This window comes from Nonlabens tegetincola, from assembly GCF_002117085.1.
Lineage (GTDB): Bacteria > Bacteroidota > Bacteroidia > Flavobacteriales > Flavobacteriaceae > Nonlabens > Nonlabens tegetincola.
The window spans coordinates 1,531,676-1,550,373 of the sequence record NZ_CP019342.1; the positions used below are offsets into that span (position 1 = coordinate 1,531,676).

Annotated in this window: 20 protein-coding genes and 1 other RNA gene; 15 read left to right on the forward strand and 6 right to left on the reverse strand. The window is 35.7% G+C overall.

From position 1 onward, the window contains the following. From BST91_RS07270 to BST91_RS07300, 7 genes are all read left to right on the forward strand, one after another. Window positions 1–1,302 carry a sigma 54-interacting transcriptional regulator gene (locus tag BST91_RS07270; RefSeq protein WP_042277975.1) on the forward strand — a complete coding sequence of 434 codons (1,302 nt, stop codon included), beginning with the start codon at window positions 1–3 and terminating at the stop codon, window positions 1,300–1,302. Continuing rightward, window positions 1,292–1,798 (forward strand): LPS assembly lipoprotein LptE, encoded by a 507-nt coding sequence (lptE, locus tag BST91_RS07275; RefSeq protein ID WP_085774974.1) that lies wholly within the window; start codon window positions 1,292–1,294, stop codon window positions 1,796–1,798. Before BST91_RS07270 ends, lptE begins: the two co-directional genes overlap by 11 nt. Continuing rightward, window positions 1,792–2,631, forward strand: coding sequence for a hypothetical protein (locus BST91_RS07280; RefSeq protein WP_085774975.1), 840 nt, complete (start codon window positions 1,792–1,794; stop codon window positions 2,629–2,631). Before lptE ends, BST91_RS07280 begins: the two co-directional genes overlap by 7 nt. Further along, on the forward strand, window positions 2,631–2,978 hold the full coding sequence (gene secG / locus BST91_RS07285; RefSeq protein ID WP_060524504.1) for a preprotein translocase subunit SecG: 348 nt from the start codon (window positions 2,631–2,633) through the stop codon (window positions 2,976–2,978). Before BST91_RS07280 ends, secG begins: the two co-directional genes overlap by 1 nt. Window positions 2,979–3,114: 136 nt before the next feature. Continuing rightward, window positions 3,115–3,390: a co-chaperone GroES gene (locus tag BST91_RS07290; RefSeq protein WP_042277970.1), complete on the forward strand. Its 276-nt coding sequence runs from the start codon at window positions 3,115–3,117 to the stop codon at window positions 3,388–3,390. 69 nt (window positions 3,391–3,459) lie between these two features. Continuing rightward, window positions 3,460–5,103 carry a chaperonin GroEL gene (gene groL, locus BST91_RS07295; protein ID WP_042277968.1) on the forward strand — a complete coding sequence of 548 codons (1,644 nt, stop codon included), beginning with the start codon at window positions 3,460–3,462 and terminating at the stop codon, window positions 5,101–5,103. Between the two features lie 78 nt (window positions 5,104–5,181). Further along, window positions 5,182–6,534, forward strand: a complete 1,353-nt coding sequence (locus BST91_RS07300) for a M28 family metallopeptidase (RefSeq protein WP_085774976.1) — start codon at window positions 5,182–5,184, stop codon at window positions 6,532–6,534. Window positions 6,535–6,590: 56 nt separating this feature from the next. Here the strand turns inward: BST91_RS07300 and BST91_RS07305 are convergent, their stop codons facing one another. Further along, on the reverse strand, window positions 6,591–7,223 hold the full coding sequence (locus tag BST91_RS07305) for an SDR family oxidoreductase (RefSeq protein WP_085774977.1): 633 nt from the start codon (window positions 7,221–7,223) through the stop codon (window positions 6,591–6,593). A gap of 116 nt (window positions 7,224–7,339) precedes the next feature. Then, window positions 7,340–10,168: an excinuclease ABC subunit UvrA gene (gene uvrA / locus BST91_RS07310; protein WP_085774978.1), complete on the reverse strand. Its 2,829-nt coding sequence runs from the start codon at window positions 10,166–10,168 to the stop codon at window positions 7,340–7,342. A gap of 247 nt (window positions 10,169–10,415) precedes the next feature. Between uvrA and BST91_RS07315 the strand changes: the two genes are divergently transcribed. Continuing rightward, on the forward strand, window positions 10,416–10,877 hold the full coding sequence (locus BST91_RS07315) for a DoxX family membrane protein (protein WP_042277962.1): 462 nt from the start codon (window positions 10,416–10,418) through the stop codon (window positions 10,875–10,877). Here BST91_RS07315 and BST91_RS07320 read toward each other — a convergent pair. Continuing rightward, window positions 10,861–11,568 carry a hypothetical protein gene (locus tag BST91_RS07320; RefSeq protein WP_085774979.1) on the reverse strand — a complete coding sequence of 236 codons (708 nt, stop codon included), beginning with the start codon at window positions 11,566–11,568 and terminating at the stop codon, window positions 10,861–10,863. The two genes, BST91_RS07315 and BST91_RS07320, sit on opposite strands and share 17 nt — an antisense overlap. Before the next feature lie 54 nt (window positions 11,569–11,622). Between BST91_RS07320 and BST91_RS07325 the strand changes: the two genes are divergently transcribed. Together BST91_RS07325 and prmC are read left to right on the forward strand one after the other, a co-directional pair. Then, the gene (locus tag BST91_RS07325) at window positions 11,623–12,147 is read left to right on the forward strand and encodes a hypothetical protein (protein ID WP_085774980.1); all 525 of its coding nucleotides are present in this window, start codon (window positions 11,623–11,625) and stop codon (window positions 12,145–12,147) included. A gap of 7 nt (window positions 12,148–12,154) precedes the next feature. Next, window positions 12,155–13,000 (forward strand): peptide chain release factor N(5)-glutamine methyltransferase, encoded by an 846-nt coding sequence (prmC, locus tag BST91_RS07330; RefSeq protein ID WP_085775696.1) that lies wholly within the window; start codon window positions 12,155–12,157, stop codon window positions 12,998–13,000. 21 nt (window positions 13,001–13,021) lie between these two features. Here the strand turns inward: prmC and BST91_RS07335 are convergent, their stop codons facing one another. Next, entirely contained in the window at window positions 13,022–13,504 is a 483-nt protein-coding gene (locus tag BST91_RS07335) for a hypothetical protein (RefSeq protein ID WP_042277956.1), read from the reverse strand. An 83-nt stretch (window positions 13,505–13,587) separates the two neighbouring features. Then, window positions 13,588–14,256: a ZIP family metal transporter gene (locus BST91_RS07340; RefSeq protein ID WP_085774981.1), complete on the reverse strand. Its 669-nt coding sequence runs from the start codon at window positions 14,254–14,256 to the stop codon at window positions 13,588–13,590. 99 nt (window positions 14,257–14,355) lie between these two features. Here BST91_RS07340 and BST91_RS07345 point away from each other — a divergent pair, with 99 nt between their 5' ends. From BST91_RS07345 to BST91_RS07355, 3 genes are read left to right on the forward strand one after another with little or no spacing between them, the layout of a single operon-like run. Further along, the gene (locus tag BST91_RS07345; RefSeq protein WP_042277951.1) at window positions 14,356–14,973 is read left to right on the forward strand and encodes a LemA family protein; all 618 of its coding nucleotides are present in this window, start codon (window positions 14,356–14,358) and stop codon (window positions 14,971–14,973) included. 1 nt (window position 14,974) lies between these two features. Next, on the forward strand, window positions 14,975–15,418 hold the full coding sequence (locus BST91_RS07350) for a TPM domain-containing protein (protein WP_085774982.1): 444 nt from the start codon (window positions 14,975–14,977) through the stop codon (window positions 15,416–15,418). Further along, a complete protein-coding gene (locus tag BST91_RS07355; RefSeq protein ID WP_042277947.1) occupies window positions 15,418–16,188 on the forward strand; it encodes a TPM domain-containing protein in 771 nt (256 codons plus the stop codon). The genes BST91_RS07350 and BST91_RS07355 overlap by 1 nt, the downstream gene beginning before the upstream one ends. A 74-nt stretch (window positions 16,189–16,262) precedes the next feature. Here the strand turns inward: BST91_RS07355 and BST91_RS07360 are convergent, their stop codons facing one another. After that, window positions 16,263–17,486 carry an NAD(P)-dependent oxidoreductase gene (locus tag BST91_RS07360; protein ID WP_085774983.1) on the reverse strand — a complete coding sequence of 408 codons (1,224 nt, stop codon included), beginning with the start codon at window positions 17,484–17,486 and terminating at the stop codon, window positions 16,263–16,265. Between the two features lie 141 nt (window positions 17,487–17,627). On the opposite strand from BST91_RS07360, the gene BST91_RS07365 reads away from it, so the two are divergent. Together BST91_RS07365 and ssrA are read left to right on the forward strand one after the other, a co-directional pair. Next, complete coding sequence (locus tag BST91_RS07365; RefSeq protein WP_157546916.1) at window positions 17,628–18,032, forward strand: plastocyanin/azurin family copper-binding protein; 405 nt, start codon at window positions 17,628–17,630, stop codon at window positions 18,030–18,032. 140 nt (window positions 18,033–18,172) lie between these two features. Further along, window positions 18,173–18,571: a transfer-messenger RNA gene (ssrA, locus tag BST91_RS07370) on the forward strand. The last annotated feature ends 127 nt before the right edge of the window (window positions 18,572–18,698 follow it).

Below are 18,698 nucleotides of genomic sequence, written 5' to 3' on the forward strand. Positions count from 1 at the left end.
ATGGAAGGGATACAAGCTATAAAACAAAGATTTGAGTTAATTGGTAACGACCCTAGTTTTAATCGTGCTATTCAAAAATCCCTGCAAGTTGCTCCTACTGATATTTCAGTATTAGTAACGGGAGAAAGCGGTGTTGGTAAAGAAAGTATTCCTAGAATTATACATTCTCAATCCTTTAGAAAACACGCCAAATATATAGCCGTAAACTGTGGTGCAATCCCAGAAGGAACCATAGACTCTGAACTTTTTGGGCATGAAAAAGGCGCTTTTACTGGAGCTACACAAACAAGGTCTGGTTATTTTGAAGTTGCCGATGGCGGAACCATATTCTTAGATGAAGTAGGTGAATTACCACTACCTACACAAGTTAGATTGTTGCGAGTTCTAGAAAATGGTGAGTTTCTAAAAGTAGGATCCTCAAAAGTTCAAAAGACTGATGTTAGAATTGTAGCAGCTACAAACGTCAAAATGTTTGAAGCTATTGAGAAAGGGAAATTTAGAGAAGATCTGTATTATCGATTAAGTACTGTAGAAATTCACTTACCTCCATTACGCGAGCGTAAAGGTGATATTCATTTGTTATTTAGAAAATTTGCTAGTGATTTTGCTACTAAGTACAAAATGCCAACTATCAGATTAGATGAGGATGCAGTACGCTTATTAACCAATTACAGGTGGAGTGGAAATATCAGACAATTACGCAACATTGCCGAGCAAATAAGCGTTCTTGAACAGGAACGTAATATCAATGTAGCTACCTTACGTAATTATCTACCAGACACTGGCACTCATTTACCTGCCGTGGTAGGAGAAAACAAAAAAGCCGACAGTGATTTTGCAAACGAGCGTGAAATACTTTACAAAGTGCTGTTTGATATGAAAAATGATTTGAATGATCTTAAAAAGCTCACTCACGATTTGATGGCTAGCGGTAACATGAAAGATGTGTCAGAAGAGAATTCTGGTTTAATTCAACGTATTTATGGCAACAATAATGATTCTAGTACAGACTATGAAGAAGTCATTGATAATGCCTATGAAATAACCAATGAAGATTCTTTTCATGAGGATAAATTACCTATAGAATATCAACCTCAATCTTCCATGGCTTCATCTGTATCAGACAGGTATGACTTTGCTCAAGAAATTGAAGAAGAAGAATCTTTAAGTCTGGAAGAAAAGGAAATTGAATTAATTAAAAAATCTCTTGAACGTCACAAGGGAAAACGCAAAGCAGCCGCAGAAGATTTAGGAATATCAGAACGCACCTTATACCGAAAAATTAAGCAGTATGACCTTTAAGAAAATAACCTTTTTAGTAGTAACCCTTCTCTTGGTTACCAGCTGCGGTATTAAATATGGGTTCAATCAAACTTCCATTCCTGATAATGTCAACACTTTTCAGGTAGATTTTTTTGGTAACCTGGACCCTATCGAACCTGGTATAGAGCGTACTTTCACGCTTAATTTACAAGATTTAATTCAGGATCAAACAAGGTTAAGTATTGTCAACAGCGGTGGTGATTACATTTACCAAGGTGAAATCACCAGGTACTACATCGCTCCTATGACTGCAACCGCAAACAATACTGCGAGTCAAAATAGGCTAACTATAGAAGTAAATGTAAGATTTACTAACACCAAGGATGAAGAGCAAAGCTTTGAGAAAAAATTTAGCTTCTTCTATGACTACCCTGCAAATGTTTTACTTAATGGTAGTGCTTTAGATGAAGCTCTCGATGTGATATTTACACAGATCACACAAGATATCGTCAATGAAACACTTACTTCATGGTAACCAAGGATCGTTTACATACTTTGATTGCCACTCCTGACGAACTTTCATTAAACGATTTAGGAGATATTCAAACTACACTAGAAAAGTACCCATACTTTCAAAGTTTAAGATCTGTATTTCTTAAAGGTTTAAAATTAGAAAATAGCCCTTCATACAATCAGGAACTTCAAAGAACGGCCGCGCATACCTCGGACCGCGCTGTTCTTTTTGATTATATTACTTCCAAAAGTTTTATTCAAAATAGAATAAGTACTGAGATCAAAAGGCAACAAGAGCAGCTTAATTCGTTAGAAATTGAAGTAGAAGAGTTTAACGTTGTTCAAGAAGATTTTAATGAAAACAGCGATTTTACCAACGTAACAGATGATGACTTATTTGTTAAAAAGAATACTGATCAAACACTGAATTTTGAACAAAGTGATGCTTACAGCTTTAGTGAATGGCTCAAGCTCACATCGCTCTCTCCCATCAAAAGAAGTGATGAGAAATCAGTTGCTAAAGAAACAGATGACATCCAAGACACTTCAAGTGAGAATAGTTATAGCGTTGAGGAGTCTCATCAACGTTCCATGGATATTATTGATAAGTTTCTTAAAACCAAACCTAAGAAAATTAAACCAGTAGCCAGTGAAACTAAAATTCAAAATCTGGCAGATCAAAATATGGCTCCAGAGCAATTCATGACTGAAACTCTAGCCAAAGTTTATCTTGCGCAAAAAAACTATAAGAAAGCAATTAAAGCATATGAAATTTTAAAATTGCAGTATCCAGAAAAAAGTAGTTTCTTTGCAGACCAAATTCAAGAAATAAAGAATTTACAAAGTAATCCATAATGACAACATATTACATTTTTGCAGGTCTTATCATTTTAGTTGCCTTTTTACTTATCGTAGTAATTATGGTTCAAAATCCTAAAGGTGGTGGACTTTCACAAAGCTTTGGCGGCGGTGGAACACAGCAGTTAGGTGGTGTACAAAAAACAGGAAATTTCCTAGACCGCAGTACTTGGGTTTTATCAACGTTACTTCTAGTACTTATTTTATTAGCTAGTACTGCAAAACTTCAAGGCTCTAGTACGTCAACTATTAAAGTTGCCGATCCTGATGCTCAAGTAGAAACTCCTGCTTTACCATCAGATTCTGGTGATGCAACAACACAAGAAACTGACACGAACGAATAAACAGTTCTTTTAACTGACAAAAAATCCAGCTCCACGAGCTGGATTTTTTTATTTACGGCATTTTGTCAGTAACCACAAAATGGCACATTATTAGAATATAGGCAGGCATAAAAACAACTAAAAATTCATTTTAAAAATGGGATTAAATATTCAACCTTTATCAGACAGAGTTTTAATTGAGCCTATGGAGGCTGAACAAAAAACAGCAAGTGGTCTGTACATTCCAGACACAGCAAAGGAAAAACCTCAACAAGGTAAAGTAGTAGCTGTAGGAAATGGTAAGAAAGATCACGAGATGACTGTAAAAGTAGGTGATACAGTTCTTTACGGTAAGTATAGCGGTACCGAACTAAAATTAGAAGGTACTGATTACCTTATGATGAGAGAGGACGACATCCTTGCAATCGTTTAATCTAACCTATCAATTTAATTTTTAATTAATTACGCTTTCGCGAAAGCGTAATTTCAAAAAAAAACAATCATGGCAAAAGACATAAAATTTGATTTAGAAGCTAGAGATGGTATTAAGCGTGGTGTAGATGCACTTGCTAATGCTGTTAAAGTAACATTAGGACCAAAGGGTCGTAACGTGGTAATAGGAAAATCATTTGGAGCGCCAGTCGTAACTAAAGATGGTGTAAGTGTAGCTAAAGAAATCGAGCTAGAAAATGAGCTGGAAAACATGGGTGCTCAAATGGTTAAAGAGGTAGCATCAAAAACCAACGATCTAGCTGGTGATGGTACTACAACTGCAACCGTACTTGCACAAGCTATCGTAAAAGAAGGTCTTAAAAATGTGGCTGCTGGTGCAAATCCTATGGATCTTAAACGCGGTATCGATAAAGCAGTTGAAGCGATTACTAAAGATCTAGACAAACAATCAGAGAAAGTTGATGATAGTGGTGATAAAATAAAACAAGTTGCCTCGATCAGTGCTAATAATGATGATGTTGTAGGTGAATTAATCGCTACTGCATTTGGCAAAGTAGGAAAAGAAGGTGTAATCACAGTAGAAGAGGCAAAAGGAACCGATACTTATGTAGACGTAGTTGAAGGTATGCAGTTTGATCGTGGTTACTTATCTCCATACTTTGTAACTAATTCAGAAAAAATGACAACTGAATTAGAGAATCCTTATATTCTTCTTTTTGACAAGAAGATTTCTACCATGAAGGATTTAATGCCAGTATTAGAACCTGTAGCTCAAACTGGAAAACCTTTACTTATCATCGCGGAAGATGTTGATGGTGAAGCACTTGCTACCCTAGTTGTAAACAAGCTAAGAGGAGCTCTTAAAATAGCTGCAGTTAAAGCACCAGGTTTTGGTGATCGTCGTAAAGCTATGCTAGAGGACATCGCTATCTTAACAGGTGGAACCGTGATTAGCGAGGAAAGAGGATTTACTCTTGAGAATGCTACTATTGACATGCTAGGAACAGCAGAAAAAGTGGATATTGATAAAGATAACACTACAATTGTTAATGGTAACGGTGATAATGAAGCTATTAAAGCTCGTGTAGGTCAAATTAAATCTCAAATCGAGAACACGACTTCTGACTATGATAAAGAAAAACTTCAAGAACGTCTAGCTAAACTTGCTGGTGGTGTTGCTGTACTTTATGTAGGTGCTGCTAGTGAGGTTGAAATGAAGGAGAAGAAAGATCGCGTTGATGATGCATTACATGCAACAAGAGCAGCTGTTGAAGAAGGTATTGTTGCTGGTGGTGGTGTTGCCCTAGTAAGAGCTAAATCAGTTCTATCTAAGCTTAAAGGCGCTAATACAGATGAAGAAACTGGTATTTCAATAGTAGCTAGAGCTATAGAGGCTCCATTAAGAACTATCGTTGAAAATGCCGGTGGTGAAGGTAGCGTTGTAGTTTCTAAGATTCTTGAATCTAAAGGAGCTCAAGGTTATGATGCTAAAAATGATCAATATGTTGATATGCTTAAAGCTGGTATCATTGACCCTAAGAAAGTAACTCGTGTGGCTCTTGAAAATGCTGCATCGGTTAGTGGTATGATTCTTACAACAGAATGTGCTCTAGTAGAAATTAAAGAAGATGCACCTGCTGGTGGCGCTGGAATGCCAGGTGGAATGCCAGGAGGAATGGGCGGAATGATGTAATCATTTCTCCATTTTATTACACAAAGCCATCTCCTCTAGAGATGGCTTTTTTTGTTTTGGCTAACTTATCTTTGTGATATGCGTATTTTATTTCTCTTATTCTTAATAAGCTCTGGGATTTCCTTATCACAAAATGTTCAACACATCATTGATCAAGTTGATACCAATAGAATTACTACGCGACTTCAAGAATTTGCAGGTGAAGTACCTACTACGGTAAATGGTAATGCACAAATCATAATTAATCGCGAGAGCAATCAAAACGATATTGCAAAAGACTATCTTGTTGAAAGATTGAATGCCTTGCCCAACTTGAATGTTACTACTATAAATTACAGCACTAGAGGAACTAACATCATAGCAACGCAAACTGGTCTTACTAATCCCAACGACATTTACATAATATGTGCTCATTATGATACAGTTACTAACTACTGTGTAGACGATAATGCTACTGGAACTATCGCTGTTTTAGAAATCGCAGAATTATTAAGCCAGCAGTGTACGGATAACACGATTGTATATGCATTTTGGGATGAGGAGGAACAAGGTTTAATAGGAGCACGTAATTATGCACAAGCAGCAAAAGCCAGAAATTATAATATAAAAGCCGTACTCAATCTAGATATGATAGGATTCGATGGTGATGGTGATAATGATTTTGATATTGACGTGAGAGATGTCGCTAATAGCCTAGCTATGAAAGATGATATCGTACAAACGTTAAACCAATATGGAACAAATTGGAATTTAAACGCCAATGTCATTAATCCAGGAACACCTTTGAGCGATCACAAGGTATTTTGGGATGAAAATTATACTGCCTTACTAATCGGTGAAGCATGGTCTATGAACGATCAAAACAATCAATACCATACCACTAGAGATAGATTTAATAATCTAGATTTGTCTTACTGCACCGACATCATAAAACTATGTACCGCTTATATGGCCACAAAAGCAGGACTTAATTACATAGACTCAAGTATTCAAAACACAGGTTCGTCACTTACTGTTACTAATGATCCAACAACAACATATAGGTGGATTGATTGTTCCACAAACTTATCAATTTCGGGTGCTACCAGTCACTCCTATACTCCTATTACAGATGGTACTTATAAAGTTAGTATTACGAAGTCAGGCTGTACGGAAGAAAGTGACTGCATTAATTTCACAACGTTATCACAGAATAGTTTAAAAACGCCTATTCAAGTAAGCTATAATCAAGCATCCAAAGATTTATTAGTAACGAACACCACAAAAGCTGAAATCCAATTTCGATTGTATCATGTAAATGGTCAATTTGCTCAAGAATGGATTACAGAAAAGCCTCAAGAGAATATTAACTTAAAAAATTATTCGGCAGGGATTTATATTCTCCAATATTTCGTTGAAGGACAAAGGCATATATTAAAGATTCAGATATAAAAAAACACCCTGAAAATGTAATCATTTTCAGGGTGTTTAAATCCATTATCGAGATATTATTGTTGTAATGGTTCTAGCGCATCTGCGATTAATGTTTCCCCTTTAATTATTTCAAAGGTTTCTTTGTTTGCCACATCATCGTGTAATGCTTTTACTAAGACCTTAGCTACATCAGCTCTTGGAATTTCTCCATGCTTATTTAACTTGGACTGCAATTCTATTTTATTGTTAGAATTATCATCGGTTAATGAGCCTGGTCTTACTATTGAGTAATTTAAATTTGAATTTTTCAAATAATTATCTGCTGCTTGTTTGGCTTTTAAATACTCTTGTAAATCTGAAGCCTGCTCTGGGTTGTCTGCTCCAATAGAACTTAGCATCACAAATTTCTTTACCGTTGCATTTTGACTTTCGTCAATTAATTTAATAGCACCATTTTTATCAACTTCTTCAACATTCTTTCCTTTTGATCCTGCTGCAAAAATCACCTTATCTATATTATTTGTAGTATGACTTAAATTATTAGTTAAATCACCCAAAACAGTTTCAATCCCGTTAGCTTTAAACTGATCTACCTGTTCAGGCTTGCGCACCATTGCTACTGGTTCAAAATATTGATCATTTTTTAATAATTCAACAACTTGTTTTCCGGTGGTACCTGTCGCACCTGCTACTAAAATTCTTTCCATGTTATGAAATTAACCACAAAAGCCCTTTAAACAAGGGCTTTTAAGACTACTTAACTAGAGTTTATAATCTAGCTAAGAAGTTAGTCATAAATTAACTAAAGGATCTCTTAAAAGAGTTATAATTCCTTTTTTAAGAATCTAGCTGTATGGCTGGTTTTGTGTTTTGATACTTGTTCAGGTGTACCCTTTGCAACTACTTCTCCACCACCACGACCACCTTCTGGACCTATATCTATAAGGTGATCTGCGATTTTAATGACATCCATATTATGTTCAATAATAAGTACTGTATTTCCTTTATCCACCAACTTATTCAGCACATCCATAAGTACTCTTATATCCTCAAAATGTAATCCTGTAGTAGGTTCGTCTAAAATGTAAAAGGTATTACCGGTGTCTCTTTTTGATAATTCGGTAGCCAGTTTTATTCGTTGTGCCTCACCACCAGATAATGTCGTAGATTGTTGTCCCAATGTTATATAACCTAACCCGACATCTTTAATTGTTTTTAATTTGCGATATATTTTTGGAATAGATTCAAAGAAATCTGTTGCCTCATTTATTGTCATCTCAAGTACATCGCTTATGGATTTTCCTTTATAGCGTATTTCAAGAGTTTCTCTATTAAATCGTTTTCCGTTGCAGGTCTCACAGTTCACATAAACATCTGGTAAAAAGTTCATTTCTATTACTCGTAATCCACCACCTTTACAGGTCTCACATCGTCCACCAGCAACATTAAAACTAAAACGACCTGGTTTGTAACCTCTTATTTGCGCTTCAGGAGTCTTGGCAAATAGCGATCTTATTTCATCAAAGGTTTTAGTATAAGTAGCTGGATTAGATCGCGGCGTTCTACCAATTGGACTTTGATTGATATCTATGACCTTGTCAATGTGTTCAAGTCCTTTGATACTTTTATAAGGCATTGGCACTTTTACACCATTGAAAAAATGTGCGTTTAAAATCGGATACAAAGTTTCATTAATCAAAGTAGATTTTCCACTTCCAGATACTCCCGTCACTACGATCATTTTGCCTAATGGAAAGTCAACTGAAATATTTTTAAGGTTATTACCTGTACAACCTTTCAACACCAATTTTTCACCAGTTCCTTTACGACGCGTTTTGGGTATTTCAATTTCTTTGGTACCGCTTAAATATTGTGCAGTAAGTGTATCGTGTTTAAGAATATCTTTTGGACTGCCTTGACTAATTATTGATCCACCGTATTTTCCAGCTCTTGGACCTATGTCTATTACATGATCGGCACGTTCAATCATATCTTTATCATGCTCCACGACTATCACGCTGTTACCGGTATCTCGTAGTGATTCTAAGGAATTGATTAATTTTTCATTATCTCGCTGGTGTAAACCTATACTAGGTTCGTCTAGAATGTATAAAACACCTACTAATTGTGAACCTATTTGCGTCGCTAGTCTTATGCGTTGTGCCTCGCCTCCTGATAATGTTTTTGCACTCCTATTTAAGCTTAAATAGTCTAGCCCAACGTCCAGTAAAAATTGTAATCTTTCTTTAATTTCTTTAAGTAATTCAGTGGCTATTTGTTTTTGCTTTCGCGAAAGCGAACTCTCTAAATCATCAAACCAATCTACCAGTAATGCGATATCCATGTTTGCCAGATCGGCAATGGATTTTTCATTTACTCTAAAGTAAAGCGACTCTTTTCTTAAACGTGTTCCTTCACAAGTAGGACAGGTTACTTTATCCATAAAACTTTTGGCCCATCGTTGTAAACCAGCACTATCGTTATTGTTATAAGTTGCTTCTATAAAATTAGCAAGACCTTCAAAATCAATCTTGTATTTACGAGAAACTCCAAGTGTTTTTGAATTTACTTCAAGACTTTCATTGCCGCCATACAGGATCATTTGTACAGCCTCCTTGGGTAGTTTCTCAATAGGATCAGTGAGTTTAAAGTCAAACTTTTTAGCAATAAGTTCAAGTTGTTTGAATATCCAATTCTTCTTATTGTCTGGATAAGGAGCTAGTCCACCTTTTGAAATACTTAGACTAGGATCGGGAATAATTTTATCTTCATTAACCTTATACAGGGTTCCTATACCGTTACAAGTAGGACAAGCTCCCTTAGGCGAATTAAAAGAGAAGTTATTGGGTTCTGGCTCTGGATATGAGATACCAGTTTCTGGACACATGAGAGATCTAGAAAAAAAACGTCCTTCCTTATCTCCATGAGCCACTACCATAGTAATGTCGTTTCCATGGTACATAGCTGTGCGTATAGCCTCATCTAGTCGTTTAATATCCTGTTCTGTATCACCTACTTGAATGCGGTCTATTACAATTTCAATATCATGAGTTTTGTAACGATCTAGTTTCATTCCTTTGGTGATGTCCACGATTTCACCATCGGTGCGCACCTTTACAAATCCTTGTTTTGCAATTTGTTCAAATAATTCCCTGTAGTGACCTTTTCGAGCTCTCACAACTGGTGCGAGGATGTTTATACGTTTGTCCTTATAGTCCTTAATAATTAAATCCCTGATTTGTTCATCGCTATAACTAACCATTTTTTTACCGGTGTTATAGGAGTAAGCATCACTCGCTCTAGCATAGAGCAGGCGTAAGAAATCATAAATTTCGGTAATCGTTCCTACTGTACTTCGTGGGCTTTTTGAAGTCGTCTTTTGTTCAATGGCTATGACAGGTGATAGACCATCAATTTTATCCACATCTGGGCGTTCTAATCCTCCTAAAAATTGCCTGGCATAGGCACTGAATGTTTCTATATAACGTCTTTGACCTTCGGCATAGATGGTGTCAAATGCAAGGGAAGATTTTCCAGAACCTGATAATCCTGTAATCACTACTAGTTTTTCTCTAGGAATGTTAACATCAATGTTTTTTAAATTGTGAACTCGAGCTCCTTTTACTTCAATAATCTCGTCTGAATATCCCATAATTTTAGTCAATCTCGCGAAGTTACCTAAACCGCTCTAAAATTTATTTCAAACTAAGTTTAAATCTTGTTAAGTCTTTGCCTCTATTCTTATTACATCTAGTAAACATAAGTGAAAAAACTTGACATTTATCACAAAACGCTCGATTAACTGTAGGCGTTCATCCTAATAATAATAGGCTTTATCTAAAAAATATAGTTTTAAAACTAAAGTAAATTTTACTTTTAATTTTATCAAAAATTCCCCTATGACCTACCACGGTAAAAATGATTTTCCAGTTTATTTGTATACCATTTTACGTATTGGTTTAGGACTGTATCTTCTTTTTCATGCCCTAGATCATATTATTCATTTCAACCAGTATCTTAAAGACACAGAAGCATATTTAGGTGAAGACTCTATGAGTACCGTGCTGCAATTATTTATCCCGATTGTTCCTATGATTGAGTTTTTTATTGCACTTATGATTACCATGGGACTTTATACTCGTAGTAGTTTAATAGGCGCGATTGCGACAGGAATTATTTTTATAATCGCTTTCTTCCTTTTTGAAGATTATGACGCTGGCATTGTTCTTCTTTATTCTCTCGCGGTTAAAACGTTGTTGCTGTTCACTGTTAAATACAATCGAATATCGGCCGATTATAGAAACATCCAAATTGCCGAAAAAGAAATGAATGAATTATTGAGGATTAAGGAACAACTTTAACCTGAGTTATAGGTATTTCGATACCGTAGAGACTACGCTTTCGCGAAAGCGGAAAACCACCATCTGTCATTTCCCAGTCTTGCCATGTAGCTCTTATTCCATCTAGAGGTATTATACTTACCCACATTTTAAATGCTACTGGTTGGTAATTTTCATCCAATTCCCAGAGATAAGCATCGCCTGGCGTTGATCCTCCACTAGAATATTGTACTAATAATTGTTCTTTATCATCAACTTGTACGACAGAGCGCTTTACACCAGCATCAAATAGTTTATGAGGCGCTACCATCCAAAAGCTATCGTTATTAAAGTTTTTTTCAGCATAGGCTATAGCCTCTTCTCTTTCCTTTCCTTCTAGTTTTACTTCGTTTTTAAATGCAAAGCTACTTTGCGGATACCTGGTTTGATACGCAACCCTATAATCATCCCAATAAACGTCAACTAGATTTTGCTGTAACTTCCATCGATATCTATTAACTCCTCTAAATGTCCAATGTATTTCACTAGCTTGAGTAAATTCTTTGTGATTAATTGCATCTAGCATTTTCATGGCCAATTCATCGGCAGGTTTTCCTGTGGTTCCTTCTGGCACCTCTTCATTAAACGTAAGTTTCAATACTATAAAAACAATAAGTAGTAATGCAACAACACCTATAAAACCTTTCAATAAAAACTTCAATATTTTTTTCATAGTACTTATTTTTTGCGCAATTTACAGGCAAAATTAAACGTATATCTTTTACTTATGAAATTATTAGGAATAGGCTCTAGAATTGAACATGATGAATTAGGTTTTGGCGTGGTAACCAATGTTACTTCAAAACATTATTGGGTAAGCTTTCAAAAGTCTGGAATTGAAACTATTGATATAGATGATGATTTTGAAGTAATCGAAGCCTGTGAAGATGATGTCGATACAGTTAGTTTTTATGAAGTTGAAAAATCACTAAGATATATTCTTGAACGTTACAGCGACACCAGTCAAATTGTACCGCTAGCAGATAAGTTCAAAGGTGGAAAATTGATATTAGAACCTAAAGACACCGATTTACAATCAAAAGAGATCCCTATCGATAAATTTTGGCATAAAATAGTAATGCTAAGAGATAGACTGCGTGTTATGGAACAAAAGATTAATAGTTCAAAGGAATTAGACGATCAACTTAAAATAGACCTACAGCAATATATTACTCGTATTTACGGTAGCCTTACTACATTCAATGTATTGTTTGCTAGTAAAGACCAGCAATTTAAAGGAACTGGTAAATAAGGATACCATGAACCTACAAGAGGTAAAAAACGAATTTAGAATTGCATTGTCAAACAATTATCCTGACTTTGAAATTGATTCAATTTTTAAAATATGTTGTGAGGATTTATTAGATTTTTCTCGATCTGATATTTTACTAAAATCACAAGAGCCATTGACCAAAAATCAAGAAGGCACTTTAATTACAGCGCTTGAAAAGCTAAAGCAGGACATTCCTGTTCAATACATAACTGGTGTAGCACATTTCTATGGCAGGCAGTTTAAGGTAACTGAAAACACTTTAATTCCAAGACCAGAAACTGAAGAGCTCGTACAGCTCATCGTGAATGATTTAATTAACGAGTCTTCTTTAAAAATTATAGATATAGGCACTGGAACGGGTTGTATAGGTATAAGTCTTAAAAAAGAACTGATCTCAAGTGATGTCACCTTATTGGATGTTTCTAAGGAAGCATTATCAATCGCAAAACAAAATGCCACCAACTTAAAAGCTCAGGTACATTTTATAGAACAATCTATTTTAACCACTACGGATTTACCTGACAAATTTGATGTCATCGTAAGTAATCCACCCTATGTACGGAATGTTGAGAAACAGGAAATACATAATAATGTATTATTACATGAACCTCATCTCGCATTGTTTGTGGAAAATGAAAATCCGTTACTTTTCTATAGAAAAATTTTAGAACTTGCCCTTCATGGACTTACAGAAAAAGGTCGCGTTTACTTTGAAATTAATCAATATCTTTCAAATGAAATGAACGAACTAGCTAGTTCACTAGGGTTTGATTCAAAGATGATTAAGGATTATAATGGAAATTGGCGTATGATGATATGCTGGAAAAAATAAAATCAATTTCAATAGTAGTCCCTATTGACTCTGGTAGTATTCTTTTTTCAATAATAAGCCAGCCTTCTCATCAAATTTTTTATTGAAAACAAACATGTCCCAAAACCATACTCGCTGAGTGATTTGTAGGGTAAATTCCTTTTCAGTAACCTCATTGTTCCTTATTTCATCAAACTTAAATTGATAATAATCTGGCATATATACAGGCACTTGACCCAAGGTAATCATGGATAAAGTCAAAGGTTGACCACATACTGGAGTTCTCTTAAGTGGATATAATTTTAGAACCACATTAGCTTCAGTACTATCTGACACTACATTAAAAAGTCCTGAGGCCTTTATTATTTTTAGTTCTTGCTTCAATGAGTCGCCCAATACAAATGCGTCAATAGTTGTAATCTCCTTCCCGTATTCTTCATAATGAGTAGGAAACACGCGATAACTATAACACGAATAACAATTCCAAAGCAGGGATACAACAAATAAGAATTTCAATAATCTCATGACTCAAAATCGTTTTCGTTACAGTAGAACAACACTGTTCGCGAGTGATGTGACAATAAAAATACAGTTTTCAGTTCTATTGATTATAACAACAATCCCATTGCGGCTCCTATAATCATTACCAACATTTTTGCAAGATTAAATTTATGAGCTTCACTTGCTTCAAGGATTAAGGTAGTAGAAACATGTAAAACAATACCTGCGACTATGGCCTTAATGATAGTGACTAATTCATCGTCAAATAAGATATATTCATTAAGAAGCGTTCCTAGCGGTGACATTAAGGCAAAAATAAATACTAAGAATGCTGATTTAAATACGCCATATCCTTGTTGTAATAAAAAGCTCGAAAAAATAAAAGCAATAGGAATCTTGTGTACAGCAATTCCATACACCATACTTTGACTAGCATTCAAAGGAATACCTTCTAAGAAAGCATGTATACATAAACTCACAAATAATGCGGTAGGAAAACTAGGAACTTCTTTATTTATGTGTAAATGACCATGCTCGGCTCCTTTTGAAAAAAATTCTAGAATAATTTGAATAAAAACTCCTATTACAATGTATACACCATAGCGACTTCCATCTTCAAACACCTCTGGTAAGAATTCATGCACCGTAGTGCTCAATAAAAAGGCTCCAGAAAATGCAAGTACCAGTTTAATACTATTAGAATTGATGTTTTTCAATGCCATAGCAGCAAAAAACCCCAAAACCACAGCTATAAATGGGAGAAAAATTGGTATCATCTATTATTTAGAATAAGCTTGCAAAATTAACTAACTTCTCAAACATTTGAGCACTTAAAACAGTTATCGTAACTTTACTTTAATATTTATTCAATCAATATGAAAAAAGGATCTTTAGGCTGTTTGGGCATAGGTTTAATTAGTCTTGTAGGCTTAGTTGTCGTTATGGCAATTTGGGCAGGCAGTTGGTACAATGGTACTATTAATTTAAGCGAAGGCGTTTCTGGCGCGTGGGCAAATGTTGAAAGTAGTTATCAACGTAGGAATGACCTAATTCCAAATATTGTAGCTACTGCAAAAAAATATGCCGAATTTGAACAAGAAACATTGATCGGTGTGATTGAAGCTCGTGCAGCGGCCACTTCAATAAAAGTAGATGCCGACAACTTATCTAGTGAACAAATTCAAGCGTTCTCAAAGGTACAAAGTCAAGTAAGTTCAGGTTTAGGTAGATTATTAGCAACCTATGAAAATTATCCAGATCTTAAATCAAACGAGCAGTTTAAAGAACTTATTAATGAATTAGAACGTACAGAGAACCGCATTAATGTGGAACGTAACAATTATAACGGTGCTGTAAAACAATACAACGCTCGCATCAAACGTTTCCCAGGAAACCTGCTTGCCGGTATCTTTAATTTTGATGCTTCTCCTTATTATCAAGCAGATGAAGGTGCAGAAAATGCTCCTGATGTAGAAGGCTTATTTGGCGAATAATATGGACAACCACGTTGAGGAATTTCTTACCGCACAAGAAGAGAAAGAGATTATTGCTGCGATAAGACGAGCAGAAAATAAAACCAGTGGAGAAATAAGAGTACATCTTGAGAGTACCTGTGAAAATGCTATATCCAGGGCTCAAGAAGTATTTCATTTACTCAAAATGGATAACACCAAAGAAGAAAATGGTGTACTTATTTATCTTGCTGTAGATTCTCACAAGTTCTCCATCATCGGCGATAAGGGTATCGATAACAAAGTACCCAGCAACTTTTGGGATCAAATAAAGGATGTGATGGCATCACGCTTTCGCGAAAGCGAATTCTCAACAGGAATCATAAAAGGTATAGATATTATAGGTAAGGAACTAGCACAGTATTTTCCATGGGATGTGGATGATACTAATGAGTTGAGTGATGAAATATCAAAAGGAACAATTTGATGAAGAGGATACTTTGCTTTTTGGTATTATTTCCTGTTCTTCTACAGGCGCAATTTAATATCCCAGAAAAACCAGTAGTAAAAGAACAACGAGCTGTTTACGATTATTATAAAATACTCAACAAGCAGGAGTTCACAGCGCTAGACCGCAAATTGATCAACTATGCCGATACAACAAGCACGCAAATTGTAATTGCAATTGTAGAGAGCACAAATGGAGAAGACATTTCTTTACTAGGAGCTCGCTGGGGTGAAAAATGGCAGGTAGGACAAAAAGACAAAGACAATGGGATTTTTATCCTGATGGCTTATGGCGATCGTAAAATTGATATTAATACGGGACGCGGCATTGAATACCGCATGACAGACCTAGAAAGTGAACGTATTATTAATCGAATTATAGTACCCAACTTCAAAAGAGGTAATTATTATCAAGGACTGGATCAAGCCACAGATGCCATTTTTAAATATTTAAATGGTGAATTTGTAGAAGATAGAGATTTAAACAAAGCGCCTTTTCCATGGTCATTCTTTATTGTACTAGCTTTTATATTATTCATTATTATACTAAGCAGCCGCAAAGGAAATAATGGCAATAATCGTGGTGGTGGCACTTCCTTATTAGATGTCATTATCTTAAGTAATATGGGACGTGGCTCATATTCTGGAGGTAGTTTTGGTGGTGGATCTTCCGGTGGTTTTGGCGGCGGATTCGGTGGTGGATTTGGCGGTGGAAGCTTCGGTGGTGGTGGTGCCTCTGGTGGCTGGTAATTAGTAACTTAAAATATAAAGCCGTTCCTATTTGATAGGAACGGCTTATTCATATTCTAAAGTCACATAAGTTACTACTCTTTACCGTCTACATAATCTTGTAAGTAGGCAAAGCGCTCTGTCAATTGACCATCACTGGTAGTAATTTTTGCACGTTGCAATACTCCATCTTTATCCTCATTAAAAAAAGCAGGAATCACATACTTAGAGAACATTTCTCCAAAACCTTCACTTGCATCCTTGGGCAATTCACAAGGTAGATTATCTACGGCCATTACAGTTATAGCGCCCTCTTTCTTATAATCTACTTCCTTTTCAGTTTGTGGGTCATAACCATAAATAGGTTTTGCAATTGTGCTAGGTCTAATTGTACAAGCAATAGGACCATCAATATCGCAACTTACATCGGCTACAAGGTTGATATTAAAATCTTCATTTCTCATATCTTCTCTTGTAAAAAAGTAAGGAGCACCGTTTCCATAAAAATGACCTGTAATAAGCATGTCGGTTACCCTAGCATACTTCATAAAATCGCTTTTCAATAATTCAGGATTATTATAACACTCGGTTCTAGTAGGTTTATATCCATCTTTGCGCATGTAATAATCTGTCACATCCAGTTGGGTAAACAAGGTTTGCACACTTTTGAATTGACCCAATTGCAAGTATTCCTTGGGTTTTACTTCATGAATTTTAAGCTCCTCTAGGATTTCTCTAATTCCACCTGCCACTTTACCACTTCCTGTCATTACAATATGTATAGGTGGTAGATTGCATTTTATGCGTGCTAGTTCTTTTTTAAGAGCCTTGTAATCAGGAAGTGATTCTACTTTGGGCAATTCAAAACTTCCGTCTCTTAAACCTAATGCTCTAAAGCCATTGTATGCACCTACTATACCAGCATATCTTCCAAAACCTATTAATCTACCTCCGTTTTTTGCGACTATGGTTTCATGGTCATACAATTCTATTTTTTTATCTAGAATGGCTTGCAATAACTTTCGGTTATAGGGCTGTTTTTTTATCGTGTGAGAAAAGAAAAAGTATTTTTTTCCAGGTATTAAACTTTCAACGGGTACTTCCTTTACTCCTATCATTACATCGGCATCGGTAACATCATCGGTTACGGTAATTCCCTCACGAGTATAGGCTGCATCGTCAAAAATTCTTATTGGTGATGATTCTACTAGGAATTCCGCTTTCGCGAAAGCGTGATCAAGAACATGTAATTGTTGTGGAGAGAAAACTACGCGGCGATCTGGCGGATTTTTTCTTTCTCTAATAATGGCAAATTTCATAAGGTAGATTATAAAGTAGCAAGATAATTAATCGCAATCAATTTAAAATGGGAAATAAACACCATAAAGACGGAAATATGTTCCAATTATACAGGAAGGTCTATCTGGATCTTTGTCTTATAAATTTATAAAACAAAAAACATGAAAAATTTAGTAGTAGTACTTATCGCATTTTTAGGCTTTTACGGTGTGCAAGCACAAGATAAAATGAGAAAGCATTCCGATGAGATGACCCAGGAAGTAGCTCACGTGCAACTAGATCAAATCAAAGGAGAGTTTATTCAAAAACAAATTACTCTTAAACCGGGTACGTACATCTTTGATGTATCAAACAAGAATGTAGGTCATGAGGTTGGATTTGTACTAGTAAAAAAAGGTGCCGACATAAGTAACCCTAAAAATCACATTCAAACTGCCTATGTAACGCAAGCTGTTAAAACAGGAGAAACCCAGCAGTCTAATCCTACAAAACTAGAAGCTGGAGAGTATGTGTATTTTTGTCCTTTAAATCCTACAAGTACAGACAACACGATACTTGTGGAATAGCTTTCTTCTCCCTAGAAAGCAAAAGCCCTGTCATCCAGACAGGGCTTTTTTTTGGCATAGTTTTTAGGCTAATTAATGAGTGTAAATGATATATTTGCGCTCCTAAATTAATTTTAGGTTTTGTTTTTTGAAAACAATCTGGGGTCGACTGGTTTTGACAGCGAGACTGGATTAATGGTAAGCATGTCGAGCGCTGGGAAACAGCTCGTAAATCTCATTTTTCATCTTTTTTAAACGGCGAGAATAACTACGCCCTAGCTGCATAATCTGAATCATAGTAAGATTACGCCTCGGTCTACTAGGTAGACAAGCAGGAAGTCTCTCAACAGCCTTGGTTTGCGGCGGTTGGTTATGGGACTTCGTAAAAGTAAACCTATCTACGGCAGTGCTTTGATGTGGTAGAGAAATTTAATTGAAGCCAAGCCTAGTTTTGGTAGTTTCTGACCGGCTCTAGGACTGAAATGAATTAGAAACTAAACATGTAGAAAGCGATTGATTCACTTGTTTGGACGGCGGTTCGAATCCGCCCGACTCCACAAAAAAATGATAAACCACGACAGCAGTCGTGGTTTTTTTTGTTTTGAAGTAATTCAGCTAGCAAACTCAATCATTAATATTAAGATCTCATAACCATACTACCTACATTGAAAAAAAGCCCATCCATTT

Bases quoted from the DNA above. Each gene is read 5' to 3' on its own strand.
- BST91_RS07340 (WP_085774981.1), bottom strand. From the start codon at position 14,256: ATGATACCAATTTTTCTCCCATTTATAGCTGTGGTTTTGGGGTTTTTT.
- BST91_RS07320 (WP_085774979.1), bottom strand. From the start codon at position 11,568: ATGAAAAAAATATTGAAGTTTTTATTGAAAGGTTTTATAGGTGTTGTT.
- BST91_RS07365 (WP_157546916.1), top strand. From the start codon at position 17,628: ATGAAAAATTTAGTAGTAGTACTTATCGCATTTTTAGGCTTTTACGGT.
- BST91_RS07360 (WP_085774983.1), bottom strand. From the start codon at position 17,486: ATGAAATTTGCCATTATTAGAGAAAGAAAAAATCCGCCAGATCGCCGC.
- uvrA (WP_085774978.1), bottom strand. From the start codon at position 10,168: ATGGGATATTCAGACGAGATTATTGAAGTAAAAGGAGCTCGAGTTCAC.
- BST91_RS07355 (WP_042277947.1), top strand. From the start codon at position 15,418: ATGAAGAGGATACTTTGCTTTTTGGTATTATTTCCTGTTCTTCTACAG.
- BST91_RS07315 (WP_042277962.1), top strand. From the start codon at position 10,416: ATGACCTACCACGGTAAAAATGATTTTCCAGTTTATTTGTATACCATT.
- BST91_RS07270 (WP_042277975.1), top strand. From the start codon at position 1: ATGGAAGGGATACAAGCTATAAAACAAAGATTTGAGTTAATTGGTAAC.
- BST91_RS07300 (WP_085774976.1), top strand. From the start codon at position 5,182: ATGCGTATTTTATTTCTCTTATTCTTAATAAGCTCTGGGATTTCCTTA.
- groL (WP_042277968.1), top strand. From the start codon at position 3,460: ATGGCAAAAGACATAAAATTTGATTTAGAAGCTAGAGATGGTATTAAG.
- BST91_RS07280 (WP_085774975.1), top strand. From the start codon at position 1,792: ATGGTAACCAAGGATCGTTTACATACTTTGATTGCCACTCCTGACGAA.
- BST91_RS07290 (WP_042277970.1), top strand. From the start codon at position 3,115: ATGGGATTAAATATTCAACCTTTATCAGACAGAGTTTTAATTGAGCCT.
- BST91_RS07325 (WP_085774980.1), top strand. From the start codon at position 11,623: ATGAAATTATTAGGAATAGGCTCTAGAATTGAACATGATGAATTAGGT.
- prmC (WP_085775696.1), top strand. From the start codon at position 12,155: ATGAACCTACAAGAGGTAAAAAACGAATTTAGAATTGCATTGTCAAAC.
- lptE (WP_085774974.1), top strand. From the start codon at position 1,292: ATGACCTTTAAGAAAATAACCTTTTTAGTAGTAACCCTTCTCTTGGTT.
- BST91_RS07345 (WP_042277951.1), top strand. From the start codon at position 14,356: ATGAAAAAAGGATCTTTAGGCTGTTTGGGCATAGGTTTAATTAGTCTT.
- secG (WP_060524504.1), top strand. From the start codon at position 2,631: ATGACAACATATTACATTTTTGCAGGTCTTATCATTTTAGTTGCCTTT.
- BST91_RS07335 (WP_042277956.1), bottom strand. From the start codon at position 13,504: ATGAGATTATTGAAATTCTTATTTGTTGTATCCCTGCTTTGGAATTGT.
- BST91_RS07350 (WP_085774982.1), top strand. From the start codon at position 14,975: ATGGACAACCACGTTGAGGAATTTCTTACCGCACAAGAAGAGAAAGAG.
- BST91_RS07305 (WP_085774977.1), bottom strand. From the start codon at position 7,223: ATGGAAAGAATTTTAGTAGCAGGTGCGACAGGTACCACCGGAAAACAA.